Raw genomic sequence first — 21,043 nt, 5'->3', positions numbered from 1 at the left:
CGATGCTGCCGCCCGCGCTTATATTTACTGGCGCTCCACCTTCCGTCTCATCGCCAGCCTATACCGCAGCCGCGGTTTGGGCCTGCCCCGCCTGCTCCACAATAAACGCCTTGACCGCCCCTGCATCAGCATCCATGACTACATAGCGCTGCGCTTTTTCTTCAATATTCTCATATCCGGCCGGGCGCAGAGGCTCATGTCCGATTGCCTCGACAATACTTGCCGAGAATTTGACGGGCAATGCGGTTTCAAGGCAGATCAGGGGTATATTGGGCTCACGCTGCTCCAATCCCGCTTTTACACCGTCAGCGGTATGCGGATCTATCACCAAACCATACCGATCATGCACCTTGCGAATGGTCGCGATTCGATCTGCATGACTGCTGGTTCCTGACACAAGACCGAAGTCTTCGATTTTCTCCCACAGAGGCGTATTGACGAGATCAAAGGCGCCTCCCTCATCTACTGCCTGCCATAATTCCTTCACTTTGGCGGCATCCCTTCCAACCAAGTCGAAAATGAAGCGCTCGAAGTTCGAGGCCTTGGAGATATCCATTGAGGGGCTACTGGTCTGGACAGTCTCAACGGTTGTGCGCGGGCGATAATGTCCCGTCCGGAAAAATTCATCCAGCACATCATTTTCATTGGTGGCAAGTATCAGTTTTTTGATAGGCAGGCCCATCATGCGCGCCACATGCCCTGCGCAAATGTTGCCGAAATTTCCCGATGGCACGGCGAAAGATACCTGCTCCGTATTCGAGCGGGTGGCGGCAAAATAACCTTTGAAGTAATAAACGATCTGGGCGGCAATACGCGCCCAGTTTATGGAATTAACCGTGCCGATGCGATATTTCTGCTTGAACGCATAGTCATTGCTGACAGCCTTGACAATGTCCTGGCAATCGTCGAACACGCCACGGATCGCGATATTGAAAATATTCGGATCATGCAGGGAAAACATTTGAGCTGTCTGGAACGGGCTCATTTTCCCATGCGGCGAAAGCATGAACACACGAATGCCACGCTTGCCTCGCATGGCATACTCTGCGCTTGGCCCGGTATCGCCGGAAGTTGCACCGAGGACATTCAGTTGCTCGCCACTCTTGTCCAACGCGTACTCGAACAGGTTGCCCAGTAATTGCAGGGCGATATCCTTGAAGGCCAGCGTCGGCCCATTCGACAAACCGAGTATGTGCAGCCCCGGTTCCAGGGTTTTAAGCGGTGTGATCTCATCGTTTTGAAACGACTGGGCGGTATAGGCTCGCGCAATGATGCCATGTAGGTCCGGGGCAGGAATGTCATCCGCAAAACGTGAAAGGATCTCGAACGCGAGTTCCCGGTAATCCATGCCACGCAGTTCCTGCAGTTGTGCGCTATCGAATCTCGGATATGTTTCCGGCATCGTCAGCCCCCCATCCGGAGCAAGGCCGCCGAGAAGAATCCTGGAGAATTTTTTAGGCGGCATGCCGCCACGAGTGGAAATGTAGAGCATTATCCTAAATCCGCCTTGTACAAATTCGCAAAAAGGTAAAAGTGACGCGATGCATAAAATATGAAAGCGGGATGAGGAATTTTCGCAATAGGCTCCTCAAGTCTCGTCATACCCGCGAAGCAGTATGGATTGTAGATTGCAACCGGTTCTGTAAATTATTTGCTGCCCAGATGCTCCAGTCGGATGCGGGTCACCTTGCCCGTTGTTATGGGCAATCGCTTTATTCGAGCGATAGCGTCGTTAACGTTCCTTTCCACTGCCAAATGGGTGATCATAATGATATCCACCTGGTCTTCGCCTTCGCTTGGCTCTTTCTGCATCATGGCTTCGATGGAAATGCCGAGGTCGGCAAGCACACGCGTGATATCGGCCAGGGCGCCAGGTTTGTCCATGACTCGCAGCCGCAGGTAATAAGACGTTTCCACCTCGTCCATCGCGATGATCGGCGTATCTGACAGGCGTTCGGGCTGGAAGGCAAGATGAGGAACGCGATGCTTGGGATCGGCAGTGTGCATGCGGGTTACATCCACCAGGTCTGCCACGACTGAACTCCCTGTAGGTTCAGCGCCCGCGCCCGGACCATAATAGAGGGTAGAGCCTACCGCATCGCCTCTCACCACGATGGCATTCATGACCCCCTCGACATTGGCAATCAGCCTGCGAGCAGGGATGAGTGTCGGATGCACACGCAACTCGATTCCTCCGGGTGTACGTTTCGTAATGCCCAGCAGCTTGATGCGATAGCCCAGTTCCTCTGCATACCGGATATCCTCGCGGGTCAATTTCGTTATGCCTTCGGTATATACCTTGTCAAATTGCATCGGAATGCCAAAGGCAATCGAGGCCATGATCGTGAGTTTATGCGCCGCATCGATACCTTCGATGTCAAAAGTGGGATCGGCCTCGGCATAGCCCAGTTTTTGCGCCTGCTTCAATACGGTTTCAAACGTCAACCCCTTATCTCGCATTTCCGAAAGGATGAAGTTGCTCGTGCCATTGATAATGCCGGCAATCCACTCGATGCGGTTGGCAGTCAACCCCTCACGCAAGGCCTTGATGATAGGAATGCCTCCGGCCACCGCCGCTTCGAATGCCACCATCACGCCTTTTTTCTGCGCCGCAGCAAAGATTTCGGTCCCATGTGAAGCAAGCAATGCCTTGTTGGCGGTAATGACATGCTTGCCATTCTCGATGGCCTTCAGTATCAAATCCTTGGCCACGGTGTAGCCACCGATCAGTTCGACCACGATATCGATATCGGGATTCATCACCACTTCATTCGCGTCGTCCGTGACAATGACATCATCGTCGCCTGCAATCCGGCGGGCTTTCTCTTCCTCTCGATCAGCAATCATGCGAACGACGATACTGCGACCGGCGCGCCGTGTAATCTCTTCCTGGTTGCGTTTGAGCACGGCGAACGTGCCGCTGCCGACAGTGCCTGCCCCCAACAGGCCCACGTTGATAGGTTTCATATCTTCGGTAATGATGAATTTTTCGGACATATTTGCCATATTTGCTGAAAGAGACTTTTATTCGTATGCGGCGTTCTCGTTTACAGAGGTTAAGTTTGCCTCACCCGGTTCCGTGCTGCCTGCGATAGCGAGCCAAAAAGCCTCCAACGCGGCTAATGGCTTCGGTCAGGTCGTCACTGTTAGGTAGAAATACAACACGGAAATGATCAGGATACGGCCAGTTGAAACCGCTACCCTGCACCAGCAGCACCTTCTCTTCCAGCAGCAAATCCAGCACAAATTGCTCGTCGTCCTCGATCGGATAGATTGCGGGGTCCAGGCGCGGGAACAGATACATTGCGGCCCGTGGCTTATAGCACGATACACCCGGAATCTCCGTCAACAGTTTCCAGGCGAGATCGCGTTGCCGCATAAGCCGCCCCATGGGCATGACCAGATCCTTGATGCTTTGATAACCCCCCAACGCCGTTTGAATACCAAACTGCGAAGGAACATTCGCACACAGCCGCATGGAGGCCAGCATGGTCAGACCAGCGATATAGTCACTGGCATAGTGTTTTGTTCCGGAAACCACTGCCCATCCCGAGCGAAATCCCGCAGCACGATAATTCTTGGACAATCCGTTCAATGTAACGAACAGGACGTCATCCGCCAGGGAAGCAATCGAAGTGTGAGTCGCATCGTCGTACAAGACTTTGTCGTAAATTTCGTCCGCATAGACGATAAGTTGATGCTGACGTGCAATCTCGATGATTTCACGCAACACTTCGTCCGGATAAAGCGCACCTGTCGGATTATTCGGATTGATGACAACGATCGCACGGGTGTTTGAGGTAACCTTCGAGCGGATATCCTCCAGATCAGGCAACCAGCCCGATTGCTCGTCACACACATAATGGCGCGGAGTCCCGCCTGCCAACACCACCGCTGCTGTCCACAACGGGTAATCGGGTGAAGGAATCAGAACCTCATCGCCCGTATTCAACAGCGCCTGCATCGCCATCACGATCAGTTCGGAAACGCCGTTGCCGATGTAGATATCCTCCAGCCGGACATCCTCGATACGCTTCTCCTGCGTGTAATGCATGATGGCCTTGCGTGCCGCAAACAATCCTTTCGAATCGCAATAACCGGATGCAGCGGAAAGGTTATGCATCACATCCTGCAGGATTTCTTCGGGAGCTTCGAAACCGAATGATGCCGGATTCCCGATATTGAGCTTGATGATGCGGTGCCCTTCCTCTTCCATTTGCCGCGCCCGGTCAAGCACCGGTCCGCGAATGTCATAGCATACGTTGGCCAACTTGCTGGATTTGAGAATGGGCTGCATCAGATATGGGATGGATGGGTGGCAAAAGCCTTACGGCAAAGGCAAAGGTCAGCGAAGGCTCTGTGCAAGGCCGGGTTCAGATGGAAGTACGTAACCGGGAGTGCCTGCGAGTGTTGGGCATTGAAAATCAAGAGATTCTGTCGTTTCAGCTTTATTCGGCGCAAAACCTTTATCGCGACGGGAAAAAGATGTAATGTTACCCGACCCGCTAAACTGCCGCAAATGGAGTCTCGTGTGAAACTGCATCTTTCCGGTCCTACCGCACACAACCTGTTTACCGGTTACGGAACCGACTACGTCATGATCAATCACGTACGCTACGATCATAGCCTGATCGTGTTGCCCGATCGCCTGATCGAGGAGTGGGAGGCAAAAACGTTCGAGGAACTCAACACTGAACACTTTCAGTTCATCCTCTCGCTGCGGCCAGAAATGGTCCTCTTCGGAACCGGCGCCACATTGCGTTTTCCCCATCCGCAACTTACCAGAAGCCTGATCGAGTCCGGCATTGGCATAGAAGTGATGGATACCGCCGCTGCCTGCCGCACTTACAACATATTATCGGCGGAAGAACGACGGGTAGCGGCTGCACTATTGATTTAACCGGATGATAAACATTGAGGAGCAACGCCATGAAATCCAATCCAGTCGTCTGGTTTGAAATTTATGTACAGGACATGGAACGCGCAAAAACGTTCTACGAAGGGGTTCTGCAAGGGAAGCTCGAACAGATACCAAGCCCCGATATAGAACTATGGGCCTTCCCCATGTCGGAGGAAGGCTATGGCGCGGCCGGCGCACTGGCAAAAATGGAGGGCTGCCCGTCCGGCGGAAGCAGCACCCTGGTTTATTTCAAGTGTGAAGACTGTGCGGTAGAGGCCGCTCGTGCTGCCGAGCATGGGGGGCGCCTTTTCAAGGAAAAAATGTCCATCGGCCAATATGGTTTCATCGCCTTGGTCCTCGATACCGAGGGCAATATGATCGGATTACATTCCATGCACTAAACTCATCCATCCGCCTCATCCAGAAAGCGAACTGTCTCGTATTCATACTAAATCCCGCTATCTCCTCGCACAGCCCCCAACTTGCGTAAAAAAGCCCCTTCAGCGGGCGTAGAGATTGTTGCCAGGGCCGAACAGACGGACCCGAAGGACAGAGCAAATGGCGTGAAAGACTCGAAAACTGCAAACGCTCCCGTCATTCCCGAAGAAATCGCTCCTGCCCTGCCGCTCTGCCGGTTATTCCTTTATATCTTCCGTCGGAAAAAGTTCGTTTCGAACCCGCTCCCGCCACAGTTCTATCCAGCCCGGTATCTCTTCCGGCAGCAGGGGACGCGAAACAAAAGTTCCTTGTGCAAGATCGCACCCGGTACGGAGCAGGAGGTCCCAGTCCTCCCGGTCCTGCACGCCTTCCGCCACGACTTCCATATTCAACTGTCGAGCCAAAGACAAGCTCGCGTCGTAAATTGCGCGCAGGGTTTCATCCATCGATGCGCGGTGTACGAAACCTTGATCTATCTTGAGTTCGTCGAAGGGAATGTCGCGTAACTGGGCCAGTGATGAATGTCCTGTACCAAAATCATCAATGGAAAGGCGGAAACGCTTCAACCGCAGCCGCGTCAGAATCTCAAGTGGCGCCCGTGTATCCTGCATCAGTCGACTTTCAGTTACCTCCAGCACCACATTTTGGGGCGCTATCCCCTCCTTTGCCGCCGCTTCCGCAACAAAGTTCAGAAAATCGATCGACGCGAGGTTATCCATGGAAACATTGACAGCAATCCGCAGCGAAAGTCTGGCTTCCTGCCAGGCTTTCGCCTGGATCATAGCGGCAGTAAATACGGCCTGAGTCAAATCATCGATCAAACCCGAAGCTTCCGCCACTCCAATGAACTGATCCGGAAATACTATTCCATCTGTCGGATGACGCCATCTTACAAGCGTCTCTACGCCGACCACTTCACCGCCCGCCACTGCGACTTTGGGTTGATAATAGTTGATCAGTTCACCCCCTTTTATGGCGGTACGAAGCTCATTCGCGCTGTAGACTTTCTTCGCTGTACCAGGGACACTGGCGGAAGGCGGCCCCCACTTTCCCAGCATGGCGGCCAGAGCGTCAGATGTCACTGGTTTATGCAGGTAACCCAGTATGGGAATCTTGTGAGCGCGCACAAGTTTTTCAGTCGTCTGAAGTATGCGTTCATCCTCACCGCTGACCAATATAAGGCTGCCGGGATAGTGAAGATCCACGAGATGCCGCACGAACTCAATCCCATCCATTTCGGGCATGTTGAGATCCAGCAGAATCACATTGGGTACTGTATCAGCGTCTGCATTGGCTATTTTTTCCAGCGCTACACGCCCGCTGTCACAAAGTGTGATCGAGCCATATCCGAGGTTGGATAAAACGCGATTCAACAGCTTGAGCATGAAAGACTCGTCATCAAGCACCAGAATCTTCACTGCCGATCGTTCGACCATAACGTTTATCTTTTCAGTTATTATTCAGGCCGGTTTCTGAATCCGGACGTCGCTGGAGGCAACTTGTCTGTCAGACGACAACATTATGCCAATGACCGGATGTACTTATCCACAACAGCAGATTCCGATTCGAAAGATGGCAATAGCTCATTCAATCGGGTCATGTCACCCGCCTTGCCCGCCTGTTCCATTTGAGCGCACAACTCACCCAATTGCAATGCGCCTACTGAGCGAGCCGAGGACTTAAGCTTGTGTGCAATACTACCGGCTGTTTTCGCATCACCTGCCTGGCACGCTGCTCGCAACTCGTCTGCTGTTTTTCGTGCGCTCGCCCGGAAATCCTGGAGGAATTCACTGATCACGGCAGGGTCGTTACCTACGAGCTGTTCAAGGATACGGACATCGACAGGTTTTGCCGCAACTGTGGATAGAGCGGGGGCGCCGGTTGTAGCAGTTTCCCTGGGCGTAGCGGGAGCAACGGGTGTGGCCGTGGCGGAAGGTGCAGGCGCAGTAGAGTCTGATGGAGCCAGTTCGAGCAATTCGGTGCTGGCGGGGGAAGGCAACCACTTCTGTAGTACCGCTTTCAAATGCGAGAGCTGCACGGGCTTGCTCAAATAGTCATCCATTCCCACGGCACGGCAATGTTCAGCCTCACCCTTGAGCGCATTGGCCGTAATGGCAATAATGGGCTTGCGCGCAGCACCTTGCTCCCCCTCTTTGACGCGAATTGCCGCAGTCAATTGATAACCGTCGATTTCCGGCATGTGCAAATCTGTCAGCAGCAATGCGTAGTTACCGCTTTCCCAGCGATTGAGCGCCTCCCGTCCATCCTTCGCAATATCCGCCGCATAACCCAGCAGAGAAAGCTGCTGCCGGATCACTTTCTGGTTGATTTCGCTGTCTTCGGCGACAAGGATAAGGCGGCTTTCACTTAGCGCCTTTTCTCGCGACGGCAATTCCACCGCCTTCACTTCCTCTGATGGCGGCGCGGGTAATTCTTCCTGCAGTCTTCCGGCAGCGAGCGCGACCGCCCGCAGGAAGGCGTCACGATGCATGACATCGCCATCCAGCGTAACGGTATCGACCTCTTCGGTACGCTCATGTCGCCTGCGCCCGCGACGGATGACGACAAAGCGGGGTTCAATATCAGGCTCGTGATGACCGTGCTCGAGGACTACGAAATGAGGATCCAGGTCGGGGCGGGAACGGAAGGCAGCACGCAATTCTTCAAGCGGGGGTGTTTCATGTCCGGCGTCCATGACCAGCAGCCATAGGCCCGGCGGAAGCGTCTCGATCCGCTTGAGCGCGGCTGGCAAATCGATCATTCGCTCTGCAGCCGCACCGCTGTATCTCAGATATACCGCCAGATCGTCCGCCAAACCTTTTTCAGCACCGATTACAAGGCAGGAGACGCCGGTGAGATCGATAACCTTATCTTCCAGGTGCGAGGAAGGAATGAGGTCAAACGTTAAACGCACAGTGAAAACCGAACCTTCACCCGGGGCGCTCTGCACCCCGATACTGCCTCCCATCAATTGAACAAGGTGATGAGTAATCGCAAGACCCAGCCCGGTTCCGCCGTATCGCCGGGTAGTTGATGTATCGCCTTGAGTAAAAGAGGTGAAAAGTCGCGATTGCACCTCCTCGTTCATGCCTATGCCATTATCGGTTATATCGAACTCCACTGTTACCCCATCCTCGCTGCGCTCAACAAGCAGCGCGCGCACTGACACCCGACCCGGCTCCTGTAATCCACTGGAAAACTTGATGGCGTTATTGGCAAGATTAACGAGCACTTGGCGCAGCCGCAGTGCATCACCGAGGACTTCATCAGGTATCGCCGGGTCGAGAAACAGGGTAAGTTCCACAGCCTTCCTGGCAGCCAGGCTTTCGAGCATGGCACATGCTTTTTCCACAACCTTTTCCACGGACATCGGCGCCTGCTCGATTTCCAGTCTTCCTGCTTCGATCTTTGAAAAATCCAGGATATCCTCGATGATTTCCAGCAGGGCAAAAGCCGATTCACGGATGAGATCGACCATCTCCATCTGATAACCGCTCAGGCTGGTCTGCTGCAATACGTCGGCCATGCCGATCACACCGTTCATGGGAGTGCGTATCTCGTGGCTCATGGCCGCAAGAAAGATTGATTTTGCCTCGTTGGCCTGCTCGGCATCATGCCGGGCCTGTTCGAGGTCCTTGAGAATCCGGATTCTCTCACTGATGTCAATGCCGGACGGAATCAGCTTGATTACCCTGCCTTTATCATCCCGCACTGGCACCAGCATGAAATCGATTGTCATCAGATCGCCATTGGCGATATGTATCTCGACGTCATGACGCACGATCTCGCCCGCCAGTGCGCGCCGGATATCCTCGCGGATCTGTTGCTGTACCTCCGGCTTATAGGAAAACCAACTGGTCTCCGACAGGCACTTTCCTATAACATCTTCGCTGCGCAGGCCGCCCACCTCGAGCGCGGTGCGATTGATCTCCACGAGCACTCCGTCGGGCGTCATTTCCCCAACAATCGCAGCCAGGTTATCCACGATGGCGCGAAAGCGCTGTTCGCTGTTGCGCAAAGCCTGCTCGACTCGTTTGCGTTCGCGGATATCGCGCAGCACACCGGTAAAATAACGTTTCCCCCCCACGAAATACTCGCTCACGGCCACATACAGGTCGACGAGTTCACCATTCTTGTGGCGGCCTTCGACTTCGCGGCCCATGCCGATGTTATGCACACCCTCGACTTCCAGCGACAGAATGTGATCGAATTCACACCGCCCCCTTCCGGTCCGGTAGTATCTCTCAACATATCCCTCATGACCGCTGCGGAAAGGTTCGGGCATCAGAATGGAAATGGGTTGACCGATTACTTCCTCCCGGGTGTAACCGAAGAGTTTTTCGATAACGGGATTGACCGAGCGTATTATGCTTTTGTCGTCGATCGTAATGATGCAGTCCACCATGTGCTCCACGATCGAACGCATTTCTTCTTCTTTGCTGACAAGCACCGCATTCGCCTGCTCCAGGTCAGCTGTGCGTTTGGCAACACGGTTTTCGAGGTTCTGGTTGAGCTGGCGCAAATCTTTTTCGGCTACGTCACGCTGACGATCGCTGGCGGTCAGGCGCTCAGTCATCGTATTGAAGGTGCTGGCCAGCTGACCGATTTCATCCCATCCGGCAACGGGAACACGCTGCTTTAGGTTTCCGCCGGCGATGTGCTGCGCGCTGTGACTGAGGTTTGTCAGTGTGGTGACCACGCGGCGGCTGAACAACAAAGCACCCAGCATGGCAGCAATCAGGGTGAGCCCCAGGATTATCAAACTGTAGTTGCGCACGCGGGGAACGAAAGCAAACACTTCCTCCGCATCCATCTTGACCTCGATACCCCAGTTCATGCGCGGCAGGTAGCGCCAGGCGGCCACGACCTCCTTGGCCCGATAGTCCGTTTTCACTCCGCCCCCGCGCTCCCCATGCAATCCGCTCTGGACCGCAATGGAAAATGGGGAAGTACCGAGAGGTATCTTGTATTGCAGCGCCGCATCCGGCTCATGCTTGAGTGGCGCGATGACCAATGCGGTGCGATCGTTGAGAAGGCGCGTCACGACCGTTTCACCGCTTGCTCCTAGTCCCACGTTGTCGGTCACTACCTCAAACACGCGTTCACTGTAGATCTGCAGCGCCAGCACGCCTTCCAGCTTTCCCTGAACAATAATAGGCAATGCCATGAAGGCCGCAATTGCGCCTTTCGAGGGCGGGTAGTATTCGAAATCCGAGACGCCGCTCTGCAAGATATTGAGTGCAGCACGCACAACCCAGGCAAAACCGCTGTTTCGATACGGACCCGTGATCAAGCTCGTCGCAAAATCTGATTCATGGGCCTGGCTGTAGACGATTTCGCCTTGGGGGGAGATGAGGAACAGATCGTAATACCCGGCATCCTCCACGAAGCGCTTGAAGTGTTCGCGATAAAATGCATCCAGTTGACGATAGGCATCAGAGTCCACTCCACTCTTCGTATATATACGGCTGAAGTCCCGCATGGCCATGCGTGTCGTACTGGTCGTCTGGATCACCCTCGCGTCCAGCAAACGCTCGCGCAGATAGCTGTCGATCTGTTCCGCTTTCATGTCAGCGATCGCTGACACCTGTTGAATTGCGGCCTTTTCCGCCTCGGTCTCAAAGGTACGCAACAGAGCATAACCAATGATCAGGATAGGCAGCACGGAAACGGCTACAAACCAGACAGCAAAACGCTGCGTAAGTGAGGTAAAGCGTATCATCGCTTCAACCCTTCGGCCCTCTGGAGTTGCCCCGGGGGTTTTTCCATGAACTGCGTTGTCTGCATCATCAGAGATTTGTTCAGCACCTCCTCCAGCAGGACGTTCCACTCTTCACGCGACCGATAGGACGGGAACGGCGATGGTTCCAGCGGGCGCGTGGAATCCCACACGATATCGAATTGTCCGTCTTCCCGCACTTTGCCAACCCGAGCCACTTTCCATACGTGGCGAGTAATCGGATCAAGCGACACGATCCCCTCTGGAGCAGGAAGGCTCTGACGCAAAATCAATCTTTGTACCTTTGCCAGATTACCCGAGCCTGCTTCTGAGGCAGCCTGAATCCACATGCGCACGTTGACGTAGGAGGCTTCTGCCGGGCTGTCAATAACAGCTTTCTCCCCATAGCGGTCGCGGAACCGCTGGACGAATGCCTGATTCTCCGGCGAAGGAATGGTCTGGAAATAATTCCGGGCAGCGAAGTGTCCCGCCATCGGTATCTTGTCCTGTACGGACAGCACGAGCTCGGTAACACTGAACGATAATACCGGGATGCTCTCCGCTGTGATTCCCCTCCTGTTCAACGTTTGAAAGAACCCCGCATTATAGGCGCCCGCAATCGTGCTCAATATTAGATCGGGCTGTTGATCCACGATATCCTCTACGAGAGGATCCATGTCTTGGGAACCGAGAGGCAGATAATATTCCCCCGATACAAATCCACCGTTTGCTGCCAGAACATCCTTGATAAGAATATTCAGGACTCGCGAAAAAATGTTATCCGACCCTGCTAGATAGACCCGTTTGCCGCTATGACGTGCATGTTTTCGGTTACCAAGATTTTCCAGGGCCCAGTGCACGGCAGGCATCACCAACTGGTTTGGTACCGCACCTCCATAGATAATATTTGGCGACTGCTCCATGCCCTCATACCGCAACGCATAAAACAGCAAGTGATCATGCCGTTCCACAACCGGTTTCACAGCGTTCCGGCAGGTAGAAGTCCAGCAACCGAACAACGCCTCTACTCTCTCTTCGAGAATCAGGCGTTCGGCCTCCCGCGCGCAATGAGCCGCGTCTGACCTGCAATCCGCTACCACCGCTTCAATTTTGTGACCCTTGATGCCTCCTGCGGCATTGGCCTCCTCAACGGCCAACTGTATGGCATCGACCAGCGGCTTCTCGCTTGCAGCAAGGACCCCGGAGAGGGAGTGGAGCACACCTATCCTGATGTTCGGCTTACTTCCGGCCAAGTATTGCCATACAACCCCCGCCATGATCGTGAGAACGATTAACAGAATCAGGGGAACGCCCAGTTTATGGTTGCCCTTCAATGCCACCCTCTCGGTATGAGCCGGAAAATACCGCGTCTGATCCCTTCATTGCTATTTCCATCATAGACTTGATAGGAGAATAGCGAAACGTCTTCGGGGAAATTCTATCGAACACAAGGTTTGGTTTCCTGTTTTCAACCTGACTCTCCACCTTTTGACCTGTATCCCTCTTCTCCGTTCGCTCTGAGTCCTTCGGTGTCTCAAGGCATGCTTGTAAAGTGCGAACGGAGCTCAGGATAGGCCCGGCTCAGGACATTCCCCATTCCCTTTGGCAGGCTCAAGATATGCTTGAGGAAGGACTCTCAGGTAAACCGGAAGGGTCAAAGAGGTACCTGGAATATAGGTGTTGGGGGGGCACGTTTTGAGCTGTCAGCACTCCATAAGGACTTTTATATGTGCTGCCACGCTTCGTCCCAGCGCAGCCAACGCATACCCGCCTTCCAGCACCGATATGATACGTTTCCCGGCATAAACGCGGGCAACCTCTTTGATTTTTTCAGTTACCCACGCATAATCGTCTTCCACCAGATTCAGAGAAGCAAGCTCATCATCGGCATGAGCATCGAAACCAGCGGAAACAAACAACATTTGCGGTTCGAATCTTTCCAGCGCCGGCAGCCAGAATTCATCCACTGCTTTCCGAAATACCTTGCCGTTGCTCCCTGCCGGCAGCGGGATATTGACCATCCGCTCTGAACGGCCTGCGATGCCGCTATAAGGATAGAACGGGTGCTGGAATGTCGAGACCATCATGACGCGCGGATCGTGCTGAAAGATATCTTCCGTACCATTGCCGTGATGCACGTCGAAATCCACCACCGCGACCCGTTCCAGAGCATGTGCTTCAAGCGCGTGAGCAACCGCTACGGCAATATTGTTGAAGAGGCAGAAACCCATCGGGTGGTCGCGTTCGGCATGGTGGCCCGGAGGGCGAATACTGCAAAACGCATTTTCCACCACTCCTCCAATCACGAGATCAGCAGCGAAGGCAGCTGCCCCTGCGGCCCGATAAGCCGCTTGCAGGCTGTGGCGGTTCATGGCGGTATCCGGATCGAGGTACGTGAAACCTCCCGAAGCTGCGCGGGAGGCTGCTGCCTGCAACCTTGCAACATGTTCCTGTGTATGCACACGCTCCAGTTGGCCAATAGTCACCAATGGCGCCGGATAATATCTCAGCTTCTCCATCAGTCCTGAAGCAGATAGCTCATCCTCGATCGCCTTCAGTCGTGCTGGACTTTCAGGATGATAAAAATCCATTTCGTGCAACAGACAATCCGGATGGGAAATGAAGGCAGTATGGGAAGTGGGTGGCATGGGTTATCTCTCTTGATGTCGTCTCGTTGCTTCTCAGGATGTGTTTTCTGCAAATTGAACCCCTGTCCACTCCGTGCTAATCTCATAACTCAGGAATCCACCGCAGGTTGATAATTCCTTGATGAAACCGTCATCGCGCCCGCGGAGGACATTGTCCTGAAGACGCTGTCTAAAACAATAAGGCGTTCAATGTCTCTCTTTCGACAACTATGGTTAGCCGTTATCCTGGTGACCATCACAAGTTTTACCGGTAGCCTTTTTGTAAGTCTGCTTGGCACACGAAGCTATCTGGAGCAACAGCTTCACCGCAAAAACATCGATAGCGCGAATTCTCTCGCATATTCGATTTCCCAACTCCGCAAGGACCCTATCACCATCGGTCTTCAAATCGCGGCATTTTTTGATAGTGGCCAATACCAGGTCATTTCCATCACCTCCGCCGATGGCAAGCTGATCACAGAACGCGTGCAGAACAAGATAGAAACGACTGTTCCCGGATGGTTCACTCGTCTCTTTCCAATCAGTGCAACACCGGGTCAAGCCCAGATATCGGACGCCTTACTGCACTTTGGCGTGATCAAGGTGATCAGCCAGGCTCAGCTCGCGCATCAGGCGCTCTGGGAGCAGGCAAAAACCCTGGTGCTCTGGTTTCTGGGTGCATCGATCGTATGTGTGCTGATCGGGGCGATGATATTGCAGCGTATCCACAAACCGCTGGCGGAGATGGTCGAGCAGGCCGATGAGATCATGGAACGCCGCTTTCTCACTATTTCAGAACCTCGCATACCGGAACTGCGCAGCCTGGCGCGTGCCACGAATGACATGATCAGACGCCTGCATAACCGCGGCATCGAAGAAACCAAGCGCCTGGAAGCTTTGCACAAGCAGATAAACTTTGACCCGATCACAGGCTTAGCCAGGCGGGAGTACTTCATGAACCAGCTTAGCCAGATTTTAATTGGCAGGGAAGAAGGTCATGAAGTAGAACAGAAACCGGTGGCTGCCAGCGAAGTACAGGACATGCCCCAGGATGAGGCCAGCGAGGGAAAATATCACCCTATGGGTGGACATGGTGAAGTTGTCCTGCACGAGGGAAAGACCCTTGCTTCAACTGCAACTGTTGCAGATGCGGCGACAGGACAGATACAAGGCAGGCGTGGAATTTTTTTCCTCATACGCATCAATAATCTGGAAGAGATCAACCGCAAACTCGGCAGAACTGGCGCAAACGAACTGCTTCATCGGGTCGGTTCACTGATTGGCGGCATCACCGAGGAATTCGAGGAGATCGCATCTTCTCCGCCGCTCGCTGCGCGCCTGAATGGCTCGGATTTTGCGCTTCTCGCTCCTGATGTCAGTAATGCGGCCAAATTTGCCAGGCGATTGTCTGAGAAACTCGCAGCACTCCCGCTGCGTGACGGTGACAGGATCACCGACTTCTGCCATATCGGGGCCGTGCCCTATCAACGCGGCGATACGCTCAGCGAGCTTCTTTCCAGAGCAGACGCAGCACTGGCCACGGCGGAGCAGACCGGAGCAAACGCCTGGCATCTCGCTGCCCGGCCATCAGGACAGGCTTCTCCAGTCTCCCTCAATATCGCCGACTGGCGCCACATTTTCAGTGATGCTTTGACTGCCAACCGCTTCATGCTGGCTTTCCATCCTGTTGTCGATCCCACTGGTGCGGTGCTGCACCAGGAAGGCGTTGCACACATGCAAGCTCAAGCGGAAGGCGGCTGGCTGGATGCGTCCGACTTTATCAACATCGCCGCTCGCCTGAACATCACGGGTCCCATTGACGTAGCAGTATTGCGCCACGCACTGGAATTCCTGCGATCGAATGCTGGCGAGGTCGCAGTTGATTTATCGATTGAAACAGTCGCGAATCATCGTTTTCGCAATAAGCTTGACGCACTGCTGCGCCCGCATCCCGAACTGTGCCGCCGACTCTGGATCGAAGTGCCGGAGTACGGCGCTTTTCGCAAGTTCGAAGTCTTTCGCGATTTTTGCCATATTTTCGGGCAGCTGGGTTGCCACCTTGGTATCAGGGATTTCGGGCGCCATCTCGACAGCATTCAAAGTCTCGCCGGGGCCGGGCTAAGCTATCTTAAAGTAACCGATAGTTTCATTCACCGCATTAACCAGAATAAAGCGAACCAGAAATTCCTGAAAAATCTGTGCGGGCAAGCTCACACCTTGGGAATGAAAGCGATCGCGCTGGGCGTCCAAAGTGAAGCCGAGCAAAAGGCATTGATAAAACTGGGTTTCGACGGCATGGCCGGCAGGGCCATAAAATAGCTTTTGATTCAAAAGGATGACGTCGTGGACGGGGACATTGGGCCTTGCAGCGTCTAATGTGAAGTAATCCTTTCCCTGGATGCGGCGTTGTCCCTGCAGTCGCCGCAAATTTCATCTTTGGAATGCTTTCCAGTTTCAACGCCATCCGTTCACATATCTTGTAATGCAAACATGCTATGCCTATAAATTCTGTATAAGGACGTAGTCGGGAATAAAACCAAAAAATAAAGGAGACACAATGGCTACCACGCACCAATGGAAATTTTTCCGGGCAGGCGGTTTTGATCAGGTACAAATTGATACCGGAGCCGACCTGCTGGCATTAAAAGACCTGGATCAGAAATTGTGGGTAGCGTTGAGCTGCCCCACACGCGGCATAGAATTTGACACGAAAACACTCGACCTGATCGACCATGACGATGACGGGCGTGTGCATGCAAACGAGGTGCTCGCCGCGATCGCGTGGACAGGCAAGCTGCTGAGGAATCCGGATCTGCTGATCAATGGCTCCGGCAGTGTTGCCCTTGCCGATATTGACAACAGCACCGATGAGGGGCAGCAGGTGCTGGCATCGGCACAATACATCTTGAGCAGTCTCGGAAAGCCCGATGCACCTGAAATTTCTCTTGCCGATATGGCTGACATCGAGAAGTTTGTCGCAGGACTGGATTTCAACGGCGATGGGGTAATCACCGCAAGCCAGATTTCCGATGCAGCACTGCGCGCAACCGTGGAAGACATCATGAAGTGCCGTGGATCAGCAACCGATGTGAGCGGGAAGCCAGGCATCGATCAGGAAATCAGCGACGCGTTCTTTGCCGAAGTTGCGGGCTATTCCGCCTGGCAAGCCAGGGGCGAAAGTGACGACGGTATCCGGTTCCTGGGAGACAAAACGCGGGCAGCGGCAGAGGCCTTCCACACGGTCAAAGAAAAAATCGATGATTACTTCACGCGCTGCCGGCTGGCTGCCTATGACATACGCTCAGCCGTGCCCTTGAGCCGCTCTGCTGACGACTACAAAGGCATTGCCGCGCAAACATTGTCGGCAAAAAGCGGGGATATCGCCAGCTTTCCTCTGGCCACCGTGGAGCCGGAAAAACCTCTGCCATTAATGGCAGGAATCAATCCTGCCTGGCAGGAAGAAATCGATGCATTCCGCGGCCTGGTGGTCGTACCATCACTCGGCGAGAAAGAAAACTTATCGGCTTCGGAATGGAAAGCGCTATGCGACAAGTTTGCGGCATTTGAAGCCTGGCAGGCAAACAAGCCTGCCTGCTCTGTCGAACCTCTTGGAGGCGAACGCTTGCGCGAAATTTCCACCGGCAGGCACAAAGAGGAGATCGACAGGCTGATCAGCCGGGACAAAGCGGTAGAAGAAGAAGTAAAGGCAATCCATTCGGTGGAAAAACTGCTGCGCTACAACCGTGACCTGTTCAATCTGGTCAATAATTTCGTATCCTTCCGCAGCTTTTATACAGGCAGGGATAGAGCGCTCTTCCAGTTGGGGACACTGTATCTCGACGGGCGAAGTTGTGATCTGTGCGTAACAGTGGACGACATTGCCAAGCATGCGGAGTTTGCCAGCATGAGCGGAATCTATCTGGCATATTGCGACTGTATACGTAAGGGTGGCACCGAGAAAATGAGTATCGCAGCCGCTTTTACCGCCGGCGATTCCGATTTCCTGATGGTCGGGCGGAACGGCATTTTCTATGATCGAAAAGGCCAGGATTGGGATGCCACGATCGTGCGAATCATCGACCACCCTATCAGCATTCGTCAGGCTTTCTGGTCCCCCTACAAAAAGCTGGTGAAATTCATCAATGAGCAACTGGAAAAAATGGCTAGCCGGAAAGCCGCCGAGTCAGATGAAAAACTGACCGCCGCGGCGGCCGGGATCGGTGCCCCCACGCCCTCCGGCACTCCTCCTCCGCCCTCAACGCCACCATTCGATGTAGGCAAATTCGCCGGGATATTTGCAGCAATAGGACTGGCTCTTGGCGCAATCGGGGGTGTGGTTGCTTCCATTGTCACGGGTATACTGGGACTTGAATTCTGGCAGATACCGCTTGCGATCATCGGCCTGATATTGCTGATTTCCGGTCCCGCTATGCTGATCGCATGGTTCAAGCTGAAAAAACGCAACCTCGGTCCGGTTCTGGACGCAAATGGATGGGCCATCAATGCGCGTGCACGCATCAATATTCCGTTTGGAACATCACTTACCAAGCTCGCCCGCTTGCCGGAAGGGGCGCGCCGCTCGCTGGCGGATCCATACGAGGATAAAAAAACCGTGTGGCCATTCTATCTTTTGACTATCGGAATCCTCATTCTCTTGCTCATCATGTGGCAACTGGGTGTTTTTGGACCACCGCCTATTCGATAATCCGGCAATGAGGGTGAAAAATCGCATATCCGGCTACTTGTCCTGAATCTGTGCTTGTTTAAGGAGGATAAAAGCTCATGAACATCGATGAACTCAAGTCAGTGGCGGAGGCCATTGTTGCCAGGCAGAAAGGGATTCTGGCAGCGGATGAAAGCAACCCCACCATAAAAAAACGTTTTGCTCCGATCAACGTTGAATCCACCGAGGAAAACCGGCGCCGCTACCGGGAGCTACTTTTCACTGCCGAGGGGATCGAACGCCACATCAGCGGCGTCATCCTGTATGATGAAACGATACGACAGAGTTCGAAGCACGGGATACCGTTTCCACAGGTACTGTCGGAGCGGGGAATCATACCGGGCATTAAGGTGGATAAAGGTGCGAAGCCGCTGGCGCTGCAACCTGGGAACAAAATCACTGAAGGTTTGGACGGCTTGCGCGACCGGCTGGCGGAATACAAACAGTTGGGTGCAAAATTTGCCAAATGGCGGGCAGTCATGGAAATCGATGAGCAATCCCTTCCTTCTGCCTATGCCATCCGGGCAAACTGTCACGCCCTGGCTCGCTATGCAGCCCTCTGCCAGGAAGCCGGCCTCGTGCCCATTGTGGAACCGGAAGTTCTGATGGATGGAGCGCACGATATCGGACGGTGCGAAAGCATCACCTCCGCCATGCTCGAAACTTTGTTCGGGGAGCTCGATGCCCATGGCGTAGTGTTCGAGGGGATACTGCTCAAGCCCAATATGGTCGTTCCGGGAAAGAAATGCGCGCTCCAGGTCAGTTCTCAGCAGGTTGCGGAAGCAACAATCCGCTGCCTGCGCCGTTATGTCCCGACAGCAGTGCCGGGAGTCGTGTTTCTCTCGGGCGGGCAAAACCCCGAGGAAGCAACCGATAACCTGAATGCCATGAACATCATGAGGGGAAATTGCCCCTGGCAACTCAGCTTTTCTTATGGTCGGGCGCTCCAGGAACCGGTTCTTGCTGCCTGGAAGGGAGAGGAAAAAAATGTGACTGAAGCACAGCGCGCGTTTTCCAAACGTTGCCAGTTAAATGGCCTGGCGCGGGAAGGACTTTACAACCGCTCGATGGAAGATAGCTGAACTTGCGGACACGGGTGTAAGCAATGGGCGTCTATGCATTAACGGCGGTAGGCGCAGGTGCGGCGCTGGGCGCCTGGTTACGCTGGTGGTTTGGGATGACATTAAACCCGCTGTTTCCGACCCTTCCCCTGGGTACTCTCGCCGCCAACCTGACCGGAGGTTATCTTATCGGCGTCGCAATCGAGTATTTTCATCACAACAGCTTTCTCCCGCCCGAGGCAAGGTTGTTTGCCATCACCGGCTTTCTCGGCGGATTGACAACCTTCTCCACCTTTTCAGCCGAAACCGTTACGCTGCTCTTGCGTGGACAATATACCTGGACGTTTGTCATCATATTTTCACACCTTGCTGGCTCTCTCGTGATGACTATACTGGGAATAATGACCATCAAATGGCTGGCCCAGCATTGAAACGGGACTGTCCAAATCCGGGAAAGAATGATACAGGGAATGAGAGGGGCAAACGGAGCAGGAGATGCAAGGAGTCTTTCTCAAATTCTACGTAAGCGAATACCGCGAGCATAATGGCATACTGCTGTACGAGTGGCTGCTGGAGCACGCAAAAAAAAGCGGCTTTAATGGCGGTACCGCAACCCGCGCCCTGGCTGGCTTTGGTCGCCATGGCATATTGCATACGGAAACTTTTCTTGAACTGGCGCCCGACTTGCCCGTGGAAGTCAGTTTTGTTCTCAGTAAAGAAGAAGCCGAAGGTTTCATGCATCTGCTGCAAGCAGAAAACATCGACCTTTTTTATGTCAATTTTCCGGTCGAGTTCGGTTTTTTGCCGGAATGATAGATTAAGCCCAAGCCCTTAGGGGGAACAGTTGTGTCAGATTAGGGCGTAGTGCTTCCCGCTCTGACCGGGCGTTTTTTCCATTCATTCTGACCTCTCTCTGTTCGCCCTGAGCTGAATCTGTCGAAGGATCGAAGGTGAATGGGGCTCAGGCCAAGCCCTTCGACAGGCGCAGGATAGGGCTGCAGAAGAGTCGAATCTAACAACTCCCAGCAATGGATGGAACTAGGTGTTTAGCCCCACAGTGTGGTGGTGCGGGTTAATAATAAACCTGTCTGGATCTTCAGACCATATTTTGCAAATGTGTTCATAGGGTGTCAGACCCTTGAGGGTCTTTAGCCGTCTGGCGAAGTTATAGGCCATCAGGAAGGTTTGCATATGCGCCTTGAGCTCGTCATGTGAACTGTAGCGATAGCGCTTGACGGTAGCTTCCTTGATTGTCCGGTTCATGCGTTCGACCTGGCCGTTCGTCCAGGGATGGTTGACCTTTGTCGTACGGTGCTCGATGCCATGCTCACGGCAACATAGATCGAACATGTGGGTGATGTATCTGGCTGTCGGGCCGTTGCGATAGCGTGGCGGATGACAGAACTGCACCCCATTGTCGGTCAGGATGGTGTGTATTTTGTAAGGAGTAGCTTTTATCAGGCTGCACAGGAATGCCGTTGCCACTGTTCGGTCCGATTGTGTTTGCAGCTCGGCATAGGCGAACTTGCTGGTACGGTCAATCGCAACAAAGAGATAGAGCTTGCCTTCTTCCGT

15 protein-coding genes are annotated in these 21,043 nt (G+C 53.7%); 7 read left to right on the top strand and 8 right to left on the bottom strand.

The annotated features are described in order from the left end of the window. Positions 1 to 58: 58 nt before the first annotated feature. The 3 genes from thrC to C8R21_RS06400 form a co-directional block, all read right to left on the bottom strand. Positions 59 to 1,492: a threonine synthase gene (gene thrC / locus C8R21_RS06410; RefSeq protein ID WP_107761964.1), complete on the bottom strand. Its 1,434-nt coding sequence runs from the start codon at positions 1,490 to 1,492 to the stop codon at positions 59 to 61. Between the two features lie 155 nt (positions 1,493 to 1,647). Continuing rightward, positions 1,648 to 2,967: a homoserine dehydrogenase gene (locus C8R21_RS06405; protein WP_107762023.1), complete on the bottom strand. Its 1,320-nt coding sequence runs from the start codon at positions 2,965 to 2,967 to the stop codon at positions 1,648 to 1,650. A 100-nt stretch (positions 2,968 to 3,067) separates the two neighbouring features. Next, positions 3,068 to 4,297 carry a pyridoxal phosphate-dependent aminotransferase gene (locus C8R21_RS06400; RefSeq protein WP_107761963.1) on the bottom strand — a complete coding sequence of 410 codons (1,230 nt, stop codon included), beginning with the start codon at positions 4,295 to 4,297 and terminating at the stop codon, positions 3,068 to 3,070. 234 nt (positions 4,298 to 4,531) lie between these two features. Here C8R21_RS06400 and C8R21_RS06390 point away from each other — a divergent pair, with 234 nt between their 5' ends. Further along, positions 4,532 to 4,900 (top strand): Mth938-like domain-containing protein, encoded by a 369-nt coding sequence (locus C8R21_RS06390; RefSeq protein WP_074974529.1) that lies wholly within the window; start codon positions 4,532 to 4,534, stop codon positions 4,898 to 4,900. 29 nt (positions 4,901 to 4,929) lie between these two features. Then, complete coding sequence (locus tag C8R21_RS06385; RefSeq protein WP_107761960.1) at positions 4,930 to 5,301, top strand: VOC family protein; 372 nt, start codon at positions 4,930 to 4,932, stop codon at positions 5,299 to 5,301. Between the two features lie 234 nt (positions 5,302 to 5,535). Here the strand turns inward: C8R21_RS06385 and C8R21_RS06380 are convergent, their stop codons facing one another. From C8R21_RS06380 to C8R21_RS06365, 4 genes are all read right to left on the bottom strand, one after another. After that, positions 5,536 to 6,774 carry an EAL domain-containing response regulator gene (locus C8R21_RS06380; RefSeq protein WP_107761959.1) on the bottom strand — a complete coding sequence of 413 codons (1,239 nt, stop codon included), beginning with the start codon at positions 6,772 to 6,774 and terminating at the stop codon, positions 5,536 to 5,538. 83 nt (positions 6,775 to 6,857) lie between these two features. Further along, positions 6,858 to 11,060 carry a PAS domain S-box protein gene (locus C8R21_RS06375; protein ID WP_107761958.1) on the bottom strand — a complete coding sequence of 1,401 codons (4,203 nt, stop codon included), beginning with the start codon at positions 11,058 to 11,060 and terminating at the stop codon, positions 6,858 to 6,860. Beyond that, positions 11,057 to 12,391, bottom strand: a complete 1,335-nt coding sequence (locus C8R21_RS06370; protein WP_107762022.1) for an ABC transporter substrate-binding protein — start codon at positions 12,389 to 12,391, stop codon at positions 11,057 to 11,059. Before C8R21_RS06370 ends, C8R21_RS06375 begins: the two co-directional genes overlap by 4 nt. Positions 12,392 to 12,760: 369 nt before the next feature. Continuing rightward, positions 12,761 to 13,705 (bottom strand): histone deacetylase family protein, encoded by a 945-nt coding sequence (locus tag C8R21_RS06365; RefSeq protein ID WP_107761957.1) that lies wholly within the window; start codon positions 13,703 to 13,705, stop codon positions 12,761 to 12,763. 189 nt (positions 13,706 to 13,894) lie between these two features. Here C8R21_RS06365 and C8R21_RS06360 point away from each other — a divergent pair, with 189 nt between their 5' ends. The 5 genes from C8R21_RS06360 to C8R21_RS06340 all read left to right on the top strand — a co-directional run bounded on the left by C8R21_RS06360 (position 13,895) and on the right by C8R21_RS06340 (position 20,281). Next, a complete protein-coding gene (locus C8R21_RS06360) occupies positions 13,895 to 16,003 on the top strand; it encodes a bifunctional diguanylate cyclase/phosphodiesterase (RefSeq protein ID WP_107761956.1) in 2,109 nt (702 codons plus the stop codon). Between the two features lie 238 nt (positions 16,004 to 16,241). Continuing rightward, complete coding sequence (locus C8R21_RS06355; protein ID WP_107761955.1) at positions 16,242 to 18,389, top strand: hypothetical protein; 2,148 nt, start codon at positions 16,242 to 16,244, stop codon at positions 18,387 to 18,389. A 77-nt stretch (positions 18,390 to 18,466) separates the two neighbouring features. Beyond that, positions 18,467 to 19,489, top strand: coding sequence for a class I fructose-bisphosphate aldolase (locus C8R21_RS06350; protein WP_107761954.1), 1,023 nt, complete (start codon positions 18,467 to 18,469; stop codon positions 19,487 to 19,489). Between the two features lie 23 nt (positions 19,490 to 19,512). Beyond that, positions 19,513 to 19,899, top strand: coding sequence for a fluoride efflux transporter CrcB (gene crcB / locus C8R21_RS06345; RefSeq protein WP_074974521.1), 387 nt, complete (start codon positions 19,513 to 19,515; stop codon positions 19,897 to 19,899). A gap of 64 nt (positions 19,900 to 19,963) precedes the next feature. Further along, the gene (locus tag C8R21_RS06340; RefSeq protein WP_107761953.1) at positions 19,964 to 20,281 is read left to right on the top strand and encodes a DUF190 domain-containing protein; all 318 of its coding nucleotides are present in this window, start codon (positions 19,964 to 19,966) and stop codon (positions 20,279 to 20,281) included. 225 nt (positions 20,282 to 20,506) lie between these two features. Here C8R21_RS06340 and C8R21_RS06335 read toward each other — a convergent pair. Then, positions 20,507 to 21,043: integrase core domain-containing protein (locus C8R21_RS06335; RefSeq protein WP_146162451.1), on the bottom strand; the 537-nt coding region annotated here is incomplete at its 5' end.

This window comes from Nitrosospira multiformis (assembly GCF_003050865.1).
Lineage (GTDB): Bacteria > Pseudomonadota > Gammaproteobacteria > Burkholderiales > Nitrosomonadaceae > Nitrosospira > Nitrosospira multiformis_E.
The sequence above is the reverse complement of the archived record's forward strand: the minus strand, read 5'-3'. Positions and strand labels throughout refer to the sequence as shown.